The following is a 17,677-nucleotide window of genomic DNA, read 5'->3' as shown; positions in this document are numbered from 1 at the left end:
ATGCTCACCGACAAAGTACTAACCCTTGTCTGCGGATTACTTTTCCTGATGATGATTGCCTGCAGCGACAATGCCGAAACGGATACGAAACTACAAGACGGCAAACCCCCTGTTGTGCAGGAGATGAGCCGCAGCGCAGCCTTTGTAGACTATGCCGCCAGCACTAACATGCTGCAAGCGGAATTAGCCAAATTGGCTGTGGCGCGTGCGCAAAACGAGGATGTGAAAGCACTGGCAAATCAAATGCTAACCTTTTATGAGGAAGCGCAGCAAAACTTGCGGCAAGTTGCCAGCGCCGAAGGGCTGCAAAACAGTCTGCCCGACTCACTAGGGGCAGCTGACAGGACTACAATTGAGGAATTCAGGAAACTGCCTGATGTGGAGTTCGACGAGCGCTATCGACAATACATCAGTTCGTCGCACCAGTCGCAGCTTGATCACTACCAAGAAATGCTTTTGCGTTCAGAAGAGGCGGAAATCAGAAACTGGGTAAACGAAATGCAGCTACAATTGCGGGCACGCCTGCAGTTGGCCGGTCAGTATGACTCTGCGCGAGGGGAAAACTAAAGGGTAGGTATAAACTAGCTCCAGAGGTCGGCGGCTTTGCGCGCCATCCTAAAGAAGAGGTCACGTTCCAGTCCGGCCACCTGTCGGGCTTCGCACTCGCTGTAGCCGTTTTCGGAGGCATTGAGGTAGTCGTAATACAGCTGTGCGAGTTCTAGTGAATCGTCTTCAAACTGTTCGGTCAGGTTCTCGCGCTGCAGCTTCTCGGGCTCAAAGATCTTGGAAGGGTATAGCTTGTCGAGCTGGTAGATCAGGTACTTCTGCGAGGTGTTATCAGAGCGCTTGCTTCCTCCGCCCAAGAGTTGCTCCAGCGGCAAGTCATCATCATCGTCGTACTCATCTTCCAGTTCATCATCCACAGCCATCGGCTCATACACAATCAGGTCGAAACCGGTTAGCTCGAGGTAATCGCCGAATTGCTCTTTTATAGGAACCAGTGTAGGGGCTTCATGCTCGCTGTTGAGCACGTTGGCCATGTGCAGCGCGATCTCCTTGCCTTTGTCGCCAGCCCCAATCAGAATCTGGTTAAACTGCGTGAAGTCACAGCCGAGGTAGATGAACTTATACTCATCGTCGAGCACCGTAAAACACCAGAGGGTGATAAACTCCGTATCGTCTGTCACGACCGAGTCGATGTAGAGCTCGTTTATTTGTATATAATATGGAGAGTACTGCGGAGTGTCCATGGCGTGGTCGGCTTTTGTTATGGTTCAGTCAGTCGCTGCTTTTGCGTATACGCAGTTTTTCGGCACATGGCAAACTTTCTATATAGAAAGTGGGTGAAGGACCCTAATCTTGGTGTCGGTAAACAAAGTATAGAAGGCCCCCAAGTGCTGTTGCACCTATTCTGATACCCCACCCAATGCTCTCTCCCCAGTTGTCTACCCAGTTGAGCAACAGAGAATTATAGTCTAAAAAGCCGAGCACGACCGATGCCAAGCCGATGATTAATAGAAAGAGTCCAATGAATTTCATAATAAAATGCTTATAAGGTGACAGGCTTATCGAAAAGAGAGGTATGTTATAACAACAAATACCCTTTTCAGCAACAATTATATAGCCCACTTTAAATATAATAAATATAATTTTTAGCGCAAGATTTTCGCCAAGAAAGCATTGCGAGGAGCTGTAAAATCAGTGCTATGAGAGCAGTGGTTAAGCCCAAATCCGCTCTATAAAATGCTGTACGTTTCGGTAGGCAAGTTTCTCAAGCTGTTGCGGCGTTAGGTGCTCTAGAAGGCGCTCCAGCAAATAGGTGTAGCTGGTGCCGGCCTGTTCGTGCTCAGGGAAGTAAAAAGGCACTCGGGTCGGGTCGGGGAAGTCGGAGGTATAGAAGTAATCTGCTCCGAAACAGATGGCATCTTCTGCGCCTTTCTCGAAGCCGTAGCGGATGTGCTGCAAGAGTGCGTCCGGTTCGCCCGTGTTCACGAAGGCGCGTAGAAAGTTCATGCCGATCAGTCCCTTTCGGCGAATGATTTCCTGCACCAGTTCGTCAGGCAGGTTGCGGTTATGCTCCCATACCGGTCTGAAATTAGAATGACTGGCTATGATGGGGATATCCAGCCTCTCGCGGTCGATGTGCTCGAGGATGTCGAAGGCAAGGGCGTCGCTGGTGTGGGAAAGGTCTACGGCGATGCGGCGGCCGTGCATGTAGTCGAGTAGCATTTTGCCGTCGCGGGTAATGCCTTGGTCCGTCGAGTTGCCACCCCCGAAACGGTTGCCTAAGTGATGCGTGAAGCTAATGTACAAAAGCCGCTCTACCGCTTCGATGATCTTCTCGAGTTTCTTAAAGCCGTCTTCCAACGGCTCGTCCTCCTCGCAAAAGCCAGAGGCGTTTTCGATGGAGGCGATCATGCCAATATCGCCCTTGCCGCTCAGAGCATTGTGTAGAGACTCGACATCCTTTACCGCTGTTAAGCAGCTGCGCTCGTCAGTGGCCAGTTTATGGAAAATTTCGGCCTGCAAATGGGCGTATTTGGTGCTGCCCGGCGCGGTGGCGCAGTAAATAGCCATCGTCTGCAGCCTGACGTTGCCCTGTGTGAGCGCGGGCAGCGAACAACCAATCTCGGCCACATTGTCGATGGCCGAACCGGGTACGTCTGACAGGTATACCAAGAGGTCGCAGTGCAGGTCTATGATAGGCAGGCGGGCAGGAGCGGTCATGTTGAAGTAGTTTTTGGTTCGGTCTAAGATACGGAGAAGCGTGGGATAAGGTATAGCGGTTCCCAACCCGAGCGGTGCAGGTATAAAAAAAGCCGGAGATTACTCCCCGGCTTGTATTTGTACATGATGAGTACTTAGTAATCAAAACCATCATCGCCGCCACCTTGCTCTTCGCGTTGGCGACGCTCGCGCTCGCTGTCTTCGCTGTTGAGGCGGTACGTGAAGCCGATGAAGGCGATGCGCGTCTGGCGCTTGTTGTTGTGCGTTTGTTCAAACCCCGGACCGAAGCTCTCAAAGTTGAACTCCCTTGTATCAAAGATGTCAGATACCCGAAACGTAATGGTGCCTCTTTTATTAAGCACTTCCTTTTTCAGGCCAAGGTCTACGGCGTACATCTCCTGCATCTGCCCTTGTATATTAGCCATCGGGGCGCGGTAATTCGCCGATACCTGTATGGCAAGGTCTTTCCAGACTGTCATGTTTGAGTTGAGCTTGGAGTTCCAAGTCCACTGGTCGTTGCTGAGCTCGGTATCGCCACCGGCATCGTTTAGCTCCACTCTAAAGCCCGACACGCTGGCATTAAGGCGCCACCACTTAAACGGATTGTAGGTGCCCACCAGCTCCACGCCATATGACGAACCGCTGGCAAGGTTTAGGAAAGTGGTTGAGGTTACACCAGAGGCCGCGTCGAAGGTGCGGAAACGCTGAATCTGGTCGTTGGTGCGGCGGTAGAATACCGTGGTGTTGAACGAAGAGTTATCCCAGTACTTGAGGTAGCCCAGCTCATAGGAGTTGATAAACTCCGGTAACAGCTCCGGGTTACCAAAACGGATGTTGAGCGTGTCGGAGTAGTCAATGAAGGGGTTAAGAGACCAAGCGCGTGGGCGGTTAATGCGGCGACTGTAGCTGAACTGCACTTTGCTGTCGGGCGAGAAGTCCTTGGTCACAAACACACTCGGGAAAAGGCTGAAGTAATCGTTGCGGAAAGGGGGGCTCTCCTGTGCGCGTTGGTCCGATTTGGTAAAGGTCTGTTCAGCACGCAAACCCGCCTGAAAACTCACAGTGCCTATTTTGTTGCTGTAGTTGCCATAAAGAGCGTGTACCTGTTCGTCATATACAAAGTGGTTGGTAATGGTGTCATTAATCAACCACTGATTGGTCTCGGGGTTTAAGTTGAAAAACTTGTTGTCATTGTCGAGCAACTGAAAGCTGCTGCGGAAGCCTCCCTCAAATTGGCTGTCTTCGCTGATAGGGTGCACGTAATCTGACTGTGCCACAATGCGGCGGGTAACGTCATCAGATGTAACACGCTGTTGGTTCATGCGGTTTACTGGTACCCCTTTATCAAGTGTGCGGAGCTGCATGATATTATCCACTTCATCACTGAAGCGCTCGGTATAGATCAGATCGGCGCTCCACTCGCGTCCTTTCTGGTCGTAGGTGCGGCGGTAGCCAAGGTTGTAGTCCATCACGCCATCGTCTTCAGTGCCGCGTGTTTCGCGCAGGTTAAGTCCGGTGAGGTCCATATCGCTATCCAAGTTGCGGTTGAGGATGCTGTTAAAACCCCGCTCGTCGCCGGTGCGGTAAAGCATGGAAGCGGAAAGCGTGTTCTTCGGGTTCAGGTAATAGTCTGCCCCGAAGCGGAAGTTGTGCGAAATGTCGGTGCGGTGATTGCGACCGATATCCTTCCGGAATGTACCCTCCTCGATATTGGTCAGGAAAGAGTTGCGAACACCCGGACGGTAGCTTCTGCGGAAATCGTAACCGCCGTTGAAGTTCCATTTATAGTGACGGTAGTTCAGGTTGAGCGAGCTGTTGTAGTTCTCGTAAGTACCGATGTTCACGGTGGCCGTACCATTAAAGCCGGGCTTCATGTTTTTCTTTAGGATCAGGTTGATCACACCCGATGTACCCTCTGGGTCATACTTGGAGGAAGGGTTAGTGATCAGCTCCACGCTCTCGATCATGCTGGCGGGAATCTGGTCGAGGGTGAGGTTAGACAGCGCCGTACGCTTGCCGTCTACGAGTATGGTCACATTAGAGCTGCCCCGCAAACTCACGTTACCGTCGATGTCCACATCCACAGCAGGCACGTTTTGCATGGCATCGGCCACGCTGCCGCCCTGTGCCGCAATGTTCTGTTCCATGTTCACCACCTTCTTGTCGAGCTCAAACTCCATCATGGGCCTTTCAGTCACAATCTGTACCTCTTTCAGTTGCGTGGCACCGCCTTTGACAGGTATAGTACCCAAGCGGATGTTGCTGTCAGTGTCTGTCACTCTGATATTAGGTATAAATCGGGTTGGATAGCCTACCGAAGAAATGCGCAAAATAAATTGCCCCTGCGGAACGCGGTCGAGCTCAAACTTGCCATCCATATCGGAGGTGGCGCCGGTTACGAGACTGGAGTCGCGGGCGGTGAGCAAAACAACGTTGGCAAAGCCAAGAGGTGTTTTAGCGTCGGCGTCTTGCACGGTGCCGGAAACCTTACCGCGGGTGGTGGTAGCTTGTGCAGGCTGGTCCTGTGCCTGAACGCTTGAAATAGAACTGGAGAGGGAGAAAAGGAATAGAATTAGAAATAGTAAAGTACGAGTTCTCATAATTTTATATACGGAGAGATAAAAGCGCTGAATTGCTTCAGGGTGAGAAGCGGCAGATTAGAGCGATGAAAAATTGTGCCGGGGGGAGCCGTTTCTTCCATCTGGGAAAGTCACAGTTCGCCCCGGCTTCAACAATTTAGCCAAAGGTAGGACAGGCAGTGAGCGTAAAGGTTTAAAAGGGAAGTGGATTATTTTGAAAAAGTGTCGGGACGAATGAGATTCTGGGGCGGAAACTATCGGGACAAGAAGGTTTTTATGAAATAGAAAAGGGAACTGTTCATCAGCTCCCCTTCAAGTATATTTAGTACTTCAGACCTCTCATTTAGGACATACTTTTACTCAGGAAATCCCACACGACCACGCCTGTTGCTACTGAGATGTTAAGCGAGTGCTTGGTGCCATACTGCGGAATCTCGAGCACGAAATCAGAGTGGTTGATGACTTCCTGTTCCACGCCAAACACCTCATTGCCGAGCACCAAGGCATAATGCTGATTCGCTTCAGGTATAAACTCGTTTAGTTTAAGGCTATTCTCGGCCTGTTCCACCGAACCGACCTTATATCCCTGCGCTCTCAGCTGCTTCACCAGTTCGAGTGTATCTGGTACATGCTCCCAGTCTACTGACTCAGTAGCACCAAGGGCCGTTTTCTCGATGTCGCGGTGCGGCGGTGTGCCGGTGATGCCGCAGAGGTATACCTTCTCCACCATAAAGGAGTCGGCTGTGCGGAAAACAGAGCCCACATTATTGAGGCTGCGCACATTGTCGAGCACCAAGACTAACGGTATTTTTTTCTTATTTTTGAATTCTTCAACCGAGTCGCGGTTGAGGTCGTCCATGGAAAGTTTGCGCATTGGGATGTTGGTGATAGGTGTTGGGGCAAAGGTACAAAGAAAGGGCTGTCTGAATCAGGATTTACAGGATTTTGGGAATTTAAGGATTCTTGTGCACGATTAACCCACCCCTGCCCCTCCGAGGAGGGGACTTTCCGTCATTGCTCTGTCTAAAGCTCCGTAGCTGATACAATTATTTTGCAATGCTGGGTCCAACCGCCCTTAACCCCGCCTTGTCTTAGGCGGGGAATCATAGTTGCCACTGCATAGGTATAAGCCCTGTAGCGCAGACCATACATACCACTTGCACGCATTGTCAAGTAACTCTAACTGAGCCTACAAAGCATGTAGCTGTGCCCGGTGCACCAACGACGATTTTGTGTTGGGGGAAGGGGCCCCCTATCAAGAGCGGTCAGCGAGTTTAAAATCGTCTTGATTTTTTTGCTTACTTTTTTCATCAAGGAAAAAAGTGAAGCCCGGCTGGCCAAGCCAAGCTATAAAACAAGCGTAGTTGCCAAACACTATAGCCGCCACTACGCCAGTTGCAAACTGGCCTTAGTATAACCACAAGTTACGCTTCCGCTAAACTTGCGGTATAAACCCAAGGGGGCCAGAGGCCCCACAATAGTAGTCACGAGCGTGGACGCTCGCGCCATGGTAATATCATTACAATAAAGATTAACCGGGATCATATCCCACCAAAAATATACAGGTATGAAAGGAGGAGACAACGGCACAGTAACCCCACTGATGAAACAGTACAATGCCATTAAGGCGAAACATCCGGGAGCGCTGTTGCTATTCAGGGTAGGGGACTTTTACGAAACCTTCGGCGAAGACGCCGTGAGGGCGAGCAAGATACTGGACATCGTGCTGACCAAGCGTGGTGCTGGCTCAAGCTCTGAGACGGCGCTGGCCGGTTTTCCACACCACTCCCTCGATACCTACTTGCCTAAACTGGTGCGTGCCGGGGAGCGTGTCGCCATTTGTGACCAGCTCGAAGATCCGAAATCGGTGAAAGGCATCGTAAAGCGTGGTGTGACCGAGCTAGTAACACCTGGCGTGTCTTTCAATGACCAAGTGCTCGAGCGGCGCAGCAACAACTACTTGGCAGCCATACATTTCGGCAAAACCGAGGCTGGGGTTTCTTTTCTGGATATCTCCACAGGCGAATTCATCACGGCGCAGGGTGACAAGAACTACGTGGGCAAATTGCTGCAAAGTCTTGCGCCTGCGGAAGTGCTGTTTTGCAAGCGTGAGAAAGAGACTTTCTTTCAGAGCTATGGTCCCGACTTCCGTTACTATGCCCTCGAAGAATGGGTGTTCAGTTACGACTTTGCTTACGAGTCGCTGACACGGCATTTTAATACGACCTCACTCAAAGGCTTTGGTATAGAAGGGATGCAGGAGTCGATTACGTCAGCAGGTGCGATTCTGCATTACCTCTCCGAAACGCACCACAACGAGATCAGCCACATTGCCACCATCTCCCGACTGGAGGAGGACAAGTACGTATGGCTCGATCGCTTCACCGTGCGCAATCTCGAGCTGGTATATCCACAAAATCAGGATGGCGTGCCATTGATCCAAATACTCGACCAGACCACCACGCCAATGGGTGCCCGTTTGCTCAAAAAATGGGTGGTGCTACCACTGAAGGATGTGGTGCAAATCAAGCGTCGCCTAGACACGGTAGAGGCCCTGACCAAGCACAGCGAGTTGCTCGATGAGCTATATCTGCACCTGAAGCAAATCAACGACCTCGAGCGACTTATCTCCAAAGTAGCCGTGCGCCGTGTGAACCCGCGGGAGATGATGCAGCTGGCCAAAGCACTAGACGCGATCCAGCCGATCAAGAAAATGCTGGCCGCCAGCGGTATACCTGCTCTTGTGAAATTGGCTGATCAGTTGGCCCCATGCGATGGGCTGCGTGAAGAGATCAAGAACATCCTGAAGCCGGATGCTCCGATGCTCACCAATCAGGGCAACATGATCAACGACGGCGTGAACGAGGAACTGGACGAACTACGGCAGATCGCTTTTTCGGGTAAAGACTATCTGGCCCAATTGCAACAACGAGAGGTAAAGAATACGGGTATTAGCTCTCTGAAAATCGCCTATAACAAGGTGTTTGGCTACTACCTCGAGGTTACACACGCCCACAAAGACAAGGTGCCGGCCAGCTGGATTCGCAAACAGACACTGGTAAACGCCGAGCGCTACATCACCGAGGAGTTGAAGACCTACGAAGAGAAGATACTGAATGCGGAGGAGCGCATCTATACCATTGAGTTCAGCCTGTTCAACGAATTAGTGTTGCAAGCCATGGACTACGTGGGGCAGATACAGCAAAACGCTAAAGTCATCGCCGTGATTGACTGTCTGAGTGCTTTTGCAGGTATAGCTGTGGCTGGAAACTATGTGAAGCCAGAGGTGAGCGACAGTCATGTACTCGACATCAAGAAAGGCCGCCACCCGGTTATCGAAAAGCAACTGCCGCTGGGGGAGGAGTACGTGCCCAATGACATCTACCTCGACAACGAAGAGCAGCAGGTGATCATCATCACAGGTCCGAACATGGCCGGTAAGAGTGCTTTGCTACGCCAAACGGCCCTGATCGTGCTGATGGCGCAGATCGGTTGCTTTGTGCCGGCCGAAGCTGCCAATATCGGCATCATCGATAAGATCTTTACCCGCGTGGGCGCTTCGGATAATCTCTCGAAGGGCGAATCGACCTTTATGGTGGAGATGACAGAGACGGCAAGCATTCTCAACAACCTCTCGGACCGCAGCCTAGTGCTGATGGACGAAATTGGCCGCGGTACGAGTACCTACGACGGCATTTCCATAGCATGGGCCATTGTGGAGCACCTGCACAACCACCCGAAGTTCCGGTCCAAAACGCTTTTTGCTACGCATTACCACGAGCTCAACCAATTGGCCGAGGACTTTCCGCGTGTGAAAAACTTCAACGTGTCGGTGAAAGAGGCGGGGGGCAAGATCCTGTTTATGCGCAAACTAGTAGAGGGCGGTAGCGAGCACAGCTTCGGTATACATGTGGCCCAAATGGCCGGTATGCCAAACAGTGTGGTGCTGCGCGCCGACGAGATCATGCACCACCTCGAGAAAGAGAAGGTATCGGAGCATGCACCGAAGCAGCGGATGAAGTCGGCTCCCAAGAACAACTACCAGCTGAGCATGTTCGAGCTACAGGATCCGCAGCTGCAGCGTGTGAAGGAGCTCATGGAGCAACTCGATATTAACACCATTACCCCTGTAGAGGCACTTTTGAAACTCAACGAGCTCAAATTGTTGTTAAAAGATAAAGGCGAAGTGGTACGCTAGAAGGTATAGTGGGGTATAGGACGAAGATTTTCTGAAAATTTTCTCGCTGAAAATCAGTGCAAAAAGAAAAAGTGATGGAAAATTTTAGCCCTGTCTCTTGACTTCTGAAATTTTGTCTATATCTTTGTATCACTAAATCGCTAAGGGGGTTTAGGGAATGACTTAAAGCGGGAGTAGCTCAGTTGGTAGAGCGCGACCTTGCCAAGGTCGAGGTCGCGAGTTCGAACCTCGTCTCCCGCTCAAAAAAGGCAAATTGATGAAGACGTTGTGTAAGCAACGTCTTTGTTTTTTAAAGTCACCCCTCCGGAAAACGTTTCGGAAGGCGCCGGGATGGTGGAACTGGTAGACACGCAAGACTTAAAATCTTGTGAGCGCAAGCTCGTGCGGGTTCGATTCCCGCTCCTGGTACTGAATAAACTGTAGAAAAGCCCTTGTAACGGAAGTTGCAAGGGCTTTTTTATTGGGTTTGTTTTGCCTAAGTAACAAACGAGCAACAAAAAAGTGCCCATACGTAAAGCTAAGGCACGCGTTACCCCGTAATACCGCCATACATGACCACAGCAACCAACAACTTCTTTAAAACTGAACGAACAGCTTCGGAGATAAAATTGGAGTTGCTGCCACGTGTTTTTGAGATTTTTGTAACCAGTTTGTTACTCGAATCAAAAGCTACAGCACCTGTGCTTTGCTTGGATTTGCTAGCAGGCATGGACGGCCATGAACCAACTCTCGCTACCGTACAATGGCTGCGGCAGGTATACAGCAGCACAAATAGCCGGCTTGATTTAAATCAGGGAACGCAGGTGGTTTTATATGATGCGGACAAGTCTGCCTTAGCCGAATTGCAGGAACGTATAAAGCAACATCCTTTTCTTCAGGAGTTGCAACACCCACCTGTTGTACTGCATGATGAAGCGCTCTTGCAGGAATTGTTAGAGGCTGGCCCTCATTTAGTCGGCTTTCTCAACCCTTTTAAAGATTCCTGTTCACTGGAAATGTTGTTTCGTGCCGCTATGGATGAGCAAGCCGATTTGTTCATGTTCTTTCCTTTGGAAGACATGAGAATTGCCCTGAAAAAAGCAAAGCCGGATAGTCCCTTGTCTGAGCATTTTGGAGATCGCCTTACCCAAATTAAGGAATTTCAAAAAAAAACGAAAAATACAGATAGGAGAGAAGAGTTTCTGTTAGACAACTTTGATAGTCTTCTCAAAGAGAAAGGGTGCCATGTTTTTAGGTTTAGGGTGAATCATTCGGACAAGGCCCAATCAAGTTACTATCTTGTATCAGCAACTAAGTCGGCAATTGCTCACCTTAGGCTGAAAGAGTTGATGCAGGCGTATAGCGATGTGCAAGAGGATGGGGTGCCCTTGTTTGGGGCAAACCTCAAAATGCAGCAAACTTCACTTTTTCATGAGCACTACAAATATTCCATTTCCAATTTAGTGCAGGAACTTTTGCAAAAAGCTAGTATGTACAATAACATGGCCTTGCAGCAGGTGTATGAAAAGCACAGCATCGGCACACATTATATCCTAGAGAACTATAAGCTGGCATATGAGCGGCTACTGCGGCAGGGGAAGGTACACTTCATCAACCCTAAAACCGGACAGACCATTACGAAGCCTACCTACACTTCGAAGGTCAGGTATAGCTCCTGAAGAAATCGTTAAGCTGTGTTGGGCAGATGAGACAAAGCCATACCTATTACTGGCGCTCAGCCAGCATGTCTATGCATTTCAGCTTTTACATAGGTAACAGCGTTTAGCTGCTATCCCGTCTGGTTTTAAATTCACATCTGGGCTTACGAAACGGGTTGCTCTGCAGAGACCGGATCTATCATGGCATGTACTCTTTTTACAGAGTTTGCCGGAAAACCGCCTTGCTTTGCGTGCTCCCGCACCATTTCCTCGTTCGGTGCATTGTAAACGCAATAGATCTTGTCATCCGTCACGTAACTGTGTACCCATTGTATTTTGGGGCCCATGTTATCCAGTACGCCACAGGAAGTCTGTGAGATGGCTTGCAGCTGTTCCTGTGACAAGCTGCCGGCGCCCGGAACCTCTCTTTCAATTACATACTTAGGCATTTTATTTTGTTTTTAAGGTGGCTGTTAGTTTTTGCTTCACTATTTGATGCTAACGTTTTGTGTTTTCAAAGGTGAAGTCTGACAACAGCAACTTAGTGGACGGCCTGTTTTTCCGGGCCAAGCTGTTGTGGGTATAAGCGCTCGAGGATAACCCAGATAACTTCATTGGAATATCTGGTCCGTTGAATTTGTAAACGCGATAAATCAGCAAGCCCTTGCAGAAGGATAGATGCTTCTGCAAGGGCTTGCTGATTACAAATGAATTGCAATGAATAATGTGGACTGTACCTTACCTTACCAATTCTCTATTCCTGTTCGCGTCAATGGCCAGCAGAATGAATAGCAGGATCGTAAAGGACCACAGCGAGGAACCGCCGTAGCTAAAGAAAGGCAGGGGAATACCTACCACCGGTGCTAAACCGATGGTCATGCCAACGTTGATGACGAAATGGAAGAAGATGACCGAGACTACACAGTAGCCATAGGTGCGGCCAAAAACGGACTTTTGGCGCTCTGCCAAAAAGACGATGCGCATCATGAGTAGCAGGAACAGCGCGATCAGAATGGTGCTGCCGACCCAGCCATGCTCCTCCCCGATGGTGCAGAAGATAAAGTCGGTACTTTGCTCCGGTACGAAGTCGAATTTAGTCTGTGTACCCTCCAAGAAGCCCTTACCCCAGAAACCACCCGAGCCAATGGCGATCTTCGACTGGGTTACGTTCCAGCCATAGCCCAGTGGATCAGCCTCCGGGTTGATGAGCGCCTTGATGCGGTTTTGTTGGTGCGGCTGCAGGATATCGTTCACAAAGTAGTCCACACTGAACACCATGCCCACCACTAGTACAAATAGCGCAATCATGGTCTTAAAACGGCGCATGAGGCGGTAGTCCAAGAACATGGCGAGGCCCATGAGCGCGGCAATGCCGATCAGCAGGTATAGCTTGGGCACTAGTAGCGTCAGGATGAAAATAGCAGCAGCAGAACCGCCGATTATGAGGATAAGCGGCGACATGCCTTCGCGGAAGAAGGCTAGAATAAAGGCGCCAAATACGAGGGCTGAACCCGTTTCGTTTTGCAGAATGATGATAACAGCCGGCAAAAAGGTAATGGCCGCCAAGATCATCTGGTCCTTCATCTTCTGCTGACGAAGGCTCACATTGCTCAGAAATTTAGAGATAGCCAATGCGGTGGCAAACTTCGCGAGCTCAGCTGGTTGCAGGCGTATACCGCCTCCCAGATCTAGCCAAGAGCGGGAGCCCGCTACCGGGTTTGCCACGGCTAAGGTAAAGAGCAGCAGCAGGATTATAGCGCCGTAAATGGGGTAGGCGAGGTGTTCGTATACCTTGTTGTCAACAACCAAGAGGACGATCATTAGAATTACGCCGGTGCCTATCCACACTAGCTGTTTGCCTGAGTTGATGTCGAAACTGAAGATGTTGACCACATTGTCGGGGCTGTAAACCACGGCGTAGATGTTCATCCAGCCCAAAGCCACCAGTACAAAGTAGATGAGCACGGTAAACCAGTCCAAGTTCCCGAACACGCTGGTTGACTGACGGCGGCTGCTTGGCTGCACGATCTTTCCTCCTATCACACGATGTCCTGTTGCTGGCATACCTTACTTCGATTTAATGTTCAAATACTCGCGGCTCAACACCCATTTCTCCTGTAGCTTCATGGTCACCGTGTCGGTCAGGTACTTCTCGATCATCAGACCGGCGATAGGCGCTGCCGATTGGCCGCCCCACTTGCCATGTTCTACATAGACGGCAATGGCGATCTTCGGGTCATCTTTCGGTGCGAAAGCCACAAATACGGCGTGGTCAGGGCCCTGCGGATTTTGGGCCGTTCCCGTCTTGCCGCAAACGACTATACCTACTTTCTCTAGATTGGCACGGCGGGCCGTACCAGCGCGTACTACTTCGGCCATGCCTTCTATGATGGGCTCGTAGTGATGAGGTTTTACAGAGGTATAGTGGCGCTCGTAGTTTTCTGCCAAAGGCTTGCCGTCATCGCCAATCGAGCGGATGAGGTGCGGGGTCACATAGTAGCCTTTGTTAGCGATGATGGCCATAAAGTTCGCCATCTGCAGCGGCGTTACGCCCAGTTCGCCCTGCCCGATGCTGAGTGAGTAGATCGTAGAGTACTTCCAGCGGTTCTTACCATACACCCGGTCATACAGGTCGGTTGAGGCGATAATACCTGATTTCTCACCTGATATGTCTATCCCCAGTTTCTTGCCGAAACCAAAGGTTAGCACATGTTCGCGCCAGTCTTTCAGGCCCAGCGAGGTGTCGGTAAACGTATTCTTCGACTTGCCTTGGTTGATCAGCGCCTTGTAGGCTTGGAAGAACCACGGGTTGCAGGAGTGCTGTACCGCACCATACAGATCAAGCGGCGAGGGGTGCGGGTGGCAGTTCACCAGCGACTTGTTGCAGGCGTAGGTTGTGCGCGGATTGATCACGCCTTCCTCCAGCGCGATGAGTGCCTGTGTGAGTTTAAAGATGGAGCCCGGCGGGTTTTGGTCGGCCATGATCGGGCGGTTGAACATGGTCTTGTCCGGGTCTTGCAACAGTTCCATGTAGTTCTTGCCGTAGTCTTTGCCGGTGAACAGGTTTGGGTCGTAGAATGGCGCCGAAATGTAAGCCAGAATCTCGCCTGTCTTTGGCTCTATAGCTACAACACTGCCTTTGGCACCGTTCATCAGGTGCTCGCCGTATGCCTGTAGGTCCAGATCGATGGTGCTCACCATGTTCTGGCCGGCTATGGAAAGTGTATCGTAAGCACCGTCCTTAAACGAGCCTTTATCGATCCCGCGCACGTTTACCATCTTATACTTGACACCACGTTTGCCCATCAGGTACTTTTCGTAGGCCATCTCTATACCTGCTTTGCCGATGTAGTCACCGGGACGATAGCCTTGGTACGAGGTATCCTCCAACTGTTTCGGGCTGATTTCGGCGATGTAGCCCAGCGCATGCCCCAGACTCTGGTGCGGATAGCCGCGGGCCGTCCGGGCATTAATGTAGAAGCCGGGGAAATCGATCAGGTTGTCCTGAATGTGGGCAAAATCCTGCGTGCTCAACATCTGCTGAAAGATAGAGGGCTTGACCCAAGAATAGGCGCGGGCTTTCTTGAAGCGTTCGCGGGCGTCCTCCAACGGAATATCAAGCATCTGGGCCAGTCGCAGCGTGTCGATGTTGCGGGCCTCTTTGGGCACGATCATGAGGTCATACACGGGCGTATTCTGCACCAGCAAATCGCCGTTACGATCATAGATCAGGCCCCGGAAAGGATATTGGATAACCGTCTTGATAGCATTGGTCTCAGCGGCCTGCTTGTAGCTGCTGTCCACCACTTGGATGTAAAACAGGCGCAGCGCGTAGACCACTCCCACGGCCAAGAAGATTGCTTGTATGACGTACTTTCTGTTTTCGAGATAATTCATCTATTCGCTCTCTTAAGGGAGAAGAACAGTAATTGTAGGATAACCATAACAACCCCGGTGAACAGCACACTCAACAGAATCTTTGGAACTGCCGCCGACAGTCCTTCCAAGCTGAAAATCTCCAGAAGGAAAACAGCCGTATGGTGCACCAAAATCAGTGTGAGGGCATAGGCCAGAAACCAGCGCCAGCCCATGATGTGTATGTTAACCGAATCATTGGTATCGTAACCATCTCGGGGTGTGAGAAGGTTCAAAATGAAAGGCCTTAAATAGGCCAGCAACACGCTTGCCGCCGCGTGAATGCCCATGGTGTCGTAAAAAATATCGACAGCAAAACCGGCTACAAAGCCCAGAAAGAGCAACAGCACTCTGTTCATGTCGATTGGCAGGAAAAGCAGGAAAGCGATGTAAATAAAGCTGAAGCCGGTGCCAAAAAGCACAAGGCTGTCCATCAGCAGTATTTGCAAGGCCACAAACACGACAAACTGTACGATATGTCTTAAACCTAAGCTACTATTCATTGGGTTGTATACCTGCTTCCAGTTCTAAAGAGTCCCGCTCCACTCTCAGGGGGTTCTCCACCACATACACATAAGAAAGCTGCGCAAAATCAACGGCCAGTTGCACCCGGATGGTATAGAAGCTCTTGTCCGCCTCCCGGTCCACTTTGCTGATCGTGCCCACATTGATTCCCTCCGGAAATACGGTGTTATAGCCACTTGTTACAATGGTGTCGCCTATCTCCGGCTTTACGTGCAGCGGAATATAGTCAAGCAGGGCCGTGCGGTAATCTCCGCCAGTCCACTTGATGGTTCCGAAGGTGTTATTCTTTTTGATCTTGGCTGAGATCAGCATTTGGGAGTGCAGCAGTGAGGTAACGGTAGCGTATTTCTTCGATACCGTTTTTACGCGTCCGACGGCCCCGTTAGGAGAAATCACGCCCATACCCGGTTTCACGCCATCCTGACTACCGGCCGCCAATGTCAGGTAATTATTGGTGCGGCGTACCGAATTGTTGATCACCCGACCGGCATGCAGAATAAAAGGCTGTGCTTTTAAGGTGTCAGTAGGGGCATAAAGCGTCGTGTCGAGCTGTGCGGTGCTGTCGGCCTCGGCCTCTTCCCTATAGAGCATTAACTCTTGGCGTAGGGCAGCATTCTCCCGGGCTAGCGTACTGTTCACAGACGCCAGCCTGAAGTAGTCGGTTACACCACTCTGAAACTCAAGTACCTGCCCTACATAGGTGTTAGCGGAGTTGAACATGGCAGCTCCCTGATACGTGTTGTAGCGCACGATCAGGAAAATGCAGAGCGCCTCCAGCAGCACGAATATAAGGAACGCACGGAACCGGTAAATAAAGGCAAATAGATTCCGCATGCGGTACTTTTAGGTCAGCAGGACGTTCTTAAAACCTTCTAAGTTTTTGATAGCCGCGCCCGTGCCGCGTACCACCGCTCTAAGCGGATCTTCGGCAATGTGGATTGGCAGTTTGGTTTTGGCAGCCAGACGCTTGTCGAAACCACGCAGCAAGGCGCCACCGCCTGTCAGGTGGATACCGTTGTCGTAGATGTCGGCAGACAGCTCCGGCGGCGCGATCTCCAGCGCCTTCAGTACCGCTTCCTCGATCTTGGACACTGACTTGTCCAGCGCAATCGCGATCTCCTGATAGGTTACTTTGATTACCTTCGGTATACCTGTCATCAGGTCGCGGCCACGAATCTCGTAGTCAGCTGGTGGGTTCTCCAATTCAGTCAGAGCCGACCCAACTTCGATCTTGATTTTCTCAGCGGAACGCTCACCAATCAGCAGGTTGTGCTGGCGGCGCATGTAGTCCAGAATATCTTTGGTGAACACGTCACCGGCAATGCGGATAGACTGGTCGCACACGATACCGGATAGAGCCACAACGGCAATCTCAGTAGTACCACCCCCGATGTCCACGATCATAGAACCGATCGGCTGCTCTACGTCTATACCTATACCTATCGCAGCGGCCATTGGCTCTTGGATCATCCATACCTCTTTGGCTCCGGCGTGCTGGGCCGAGTCACGTACGGCACGTTTTTCCACTTCCGTTATACCTGAAGGTATACAGATTACCATGCGGTGCGAAGGCTGGAACAAGCGGCGGCCCGTGTCGATCATCTTGATCATACCACGGATCATCTCCTCAGCGGCGTGGAAGTCGGCAATCACACCGTCTTTCAGCGGACGAATGGTCTTGATGTTCTCGTGGGTTTTTTCATGCATTTGCATGGCGTTGCGGCCAATGGCAAGTACGCGGCCCGTGGTGCGATCCACGGCGATGATGGATGGCTCGTCCACCACAATCTTATCGTTATGGATGATCAGAGTATTGGCGGTACCCAAATCAATGGCAATATCGCTGGTAAGAAAGTTAAATAGTCCCATTCTTATTTTATAAAGGCGTGCGGCTGCCTCGTTATATGTTTAATATACAATATTTCTTGTCGAAAACTAGCGGCAAAATTAGTGATTTTCAGCGGAATTAATAATGCTGATGAAGAAGAGGCAGAAGTTTTAATTTTTTTCTAAGCCATTTTACATACAATTTCTATGTACTGCCCCTGATAACGCTTTTATCAGTACAAAATTGGATGAAGTTTTTATCGAAAATT

Annotated in this window: 14 protein-coding genes and 2 tRNA genes; 5 read left to right on the top strand and 11 right to left on the bottom strand. The window is 50.6% G+C overall.

Features of this window, described 5'->3' with window-relative positions; translation table 11 throughout:
• A complete protein-coding gene (locus Q1A04_RS11110) occupies positions 1–567 on the top strand; it encodes a DUF4142 domain-containing protein (protein WP_299705441.1) in 567 nt (188 codons plus the stop codon).
• Positions 568–581: 14 nt separating this feature from the next.
• Here Q1A04_RS11110 and Q1A04_RS11105 read toward each other — a convergent pair whose 3' ends face one another.
• From Q1A04_RS11105 to Q1A04_RS11085, 5 genes are all read right to left on the bottom strand, one after another.
• Positions 582–1,250 (bottom strand): hypothetical protein, encoded by a 669-nt coding sequence (locus Q1A04_RS11105; RefSeq protein WP_299705438.1) that lies wholly within the window; start codon positions 1,248–1,250, stop codon positions 582–584.
• Positions 1,251–1,353: 103 nt separating this feature from the next.
• Entirely contained in the window at positions 1,354–1,539 is a 186-nt protein-coding gene (locus Q1A04_RS11100; protein WP_299705436.1) for a hypothetical protein, read from the bottom strand.
• Positions 1,540–1,719: 180 nt separating this feature from the next.
• Complete coding sequence (locus Q1A04_RS11095; RefSeq protein WP_299705433.1) at positions 1,720–2,727, bottom strand: membrane dipeptidase; 1,008 nt, start codon at positions 2,725–2,727, stop codon at positions 1,720–1,722.
• Positions 2,728–2,861: 134 nt separating this feature from the next.
• Positions 2,862–5,327: an outer membrane beta-barrel family protein gene (locus Q1A04_RS11090; protein WP_299705430.1), complete on the bottom strand. Its 2,466-nt coding sequence runs from the start codon at positions 5,325–5,327 to the stop codon at positions 2,862–2,864.
• Positions 5,328–5,649: 322 nt separating this feature from the next.
• Positions 5,650–6,180, bottom strand: a complete 531-nt coding sequence (locus Q1A04_RS11085) for an RNA methyltransferase (RefSeq protein ID WP_299705428.1) — start codon at positions 6,178–6,180, stop codon at positions 5,650–5,652.
• A gap of 693 nt (positions 6,181–6,873) precedes the next feature.
• On the opposite strand from Q1A04_RS11085, the gene mutS reads away from it, so the two are divergent.
• The 4 genes from mutS (at position 6,874) to Q1A04_RS11065 (ending at position 11,162) form a co-directional block, all read left to right on the top strand.
• A complete protein-coding gene (gene mutS, locus Q1A04_RS11080; protein ID WP_299705425.1) occupies positions 6,874–9,504 on the top strand; it encodes a DNA mismatch repair protein MutS in 2,631 nt (876 codons plus the stop codon).
• 167 nt (positions 9,505–9,671) lie between these two features.
• Positions 9,672–9,744: transfer RNA gene (locus Q1A04_RS11075), tRNA-Gly, on the top strand.
• A gap of 84 nt (positions 9,745–9,828) precedes the next feature.
• Positions 9,829–9,912, top strand: a tRNA-Leu gene (locus tag Q1A04_RS11070).
• 143 nt (positions 9,913–10,055) lie between these two features.
• Positions 10,056–11,162 carry a hypothetical protein gene (locus Q1A04_RS11065; protein WP_299705422.1) on the top strand — a complete coding sequence of 369 codons (1,107 nt, stop codon included), beginning with the start codon at positions 10,056–10,058 and terminating at the stop codon, positions 11,160–11,162.
• A 143-nt stretch (positions 11,163–11,305) separates the two neighbouring features.
• Here the strand turns inward: Q1A04_RS11065 and Q1A04_RS11060 are convergent, their stop codons facing one another.
• The 6 genes from Q1A04_RS11060 to Q1A04_RS11035 all read right to left on the bottom strand — a co-directional run bounded on the left by Q1A04_RS11060 (position 11,306) and on the right by Q1A04_RS11035 (position 17,450).
• On the bottom strand, positions 11,306–11,590 hold the full coding sequence (locus Q1A04_RS11060; RefSeq protein ID WP_299705419.1) for a DUF4242 domain-containing protein: 285 nt from the start codon (positions 11,588–11,590) through the stop codon (positions 11,306–11,308).
• Positions 11,591–11,879: 289 nt separating this feature from the next.
• Positions 11,880–13,205: a rod shape-determining protein RodA gene (rodA, locus tag Q1A04_RS11055; protein ID WP_299705417.1), complete on the bottom strand. Its 1,326-nt coding sequence runs from the start codon at positions 13,203–13,205 to the stop codon at positions 11,880–11,882.
• Positions 13,206–13,208: 3 nt separating this feature from the next.
• On the bottom strand, positions 13,209–15,038 hold the full coding sequence (mrdA, locus tag Q1A04_RS11050; RefSeq protein ID WP_299705414.1) for a penicillin-binding protein 2: 1,830 nt from the start codon (positions 15,036–15,038) through the stop codon (positions 13,209–13,211).
• Positions 15,035–15,559 carry a hypothetical protein gene (locus Q1A04_RS11045; protein WP_299705411.1) on the bottom strand — a complete coding sequence of 175 codons (525 nt, stop codon included), beginning with the start codon at positions 15,557–15,559 and terminating at the stop codon, positions 15,035–15,037. The genes mrdA and Q1A04_RS11045 overlap by 4 nt, the downstream gene beginning before the upstream one ends.
• Positions 15,552–16,415 carry a rod shape-determining protein MreC gene (gene mreC, locus Q1A04_RS11040; RefSeq protein WP_299705408.1) on the bottom strand — a complete coding sequence of 288 codons (864 nt, stop codon included), beginning with the start codon at positions 16,413–16,415 and terminating at the stop codon, positions 15,552–15,554. Before mreC ends, Q1A04_RS11045 begins: the two co-directional genes overlap by 8 nt.
• Before the next feature lie 9 nt (positions 16,416–16,424).
• Positions 16,425–17,450 carry a rod shape-determining protein gene (locus Q1A04_RS11035; RefSeq protein WP_007652384.1) on the bottom strand — a complete coding sequence of 342 codons (1,026 nt, stop codon included), beginning with the start codon at positions 17,448–17,450 and terminating at the stop codon, positions 16,425–16,427.
• Positions 17,451–17,677: the final 227 nt, after the last annotated feature.

The sequence above is a fragment of the uncultured Pontibacter sp. genome (assembly GCF_947499215.1).
In the GTDB taxonomy this organism is placed as follows: Bacteria; Bacteroidota; Bacteroidia; order Cytophagales; family Hymenobacteraceae; genus Pontibacter.
This window is presented reverse-complemented; position numbering and strand designations above follow the sequence as displayed.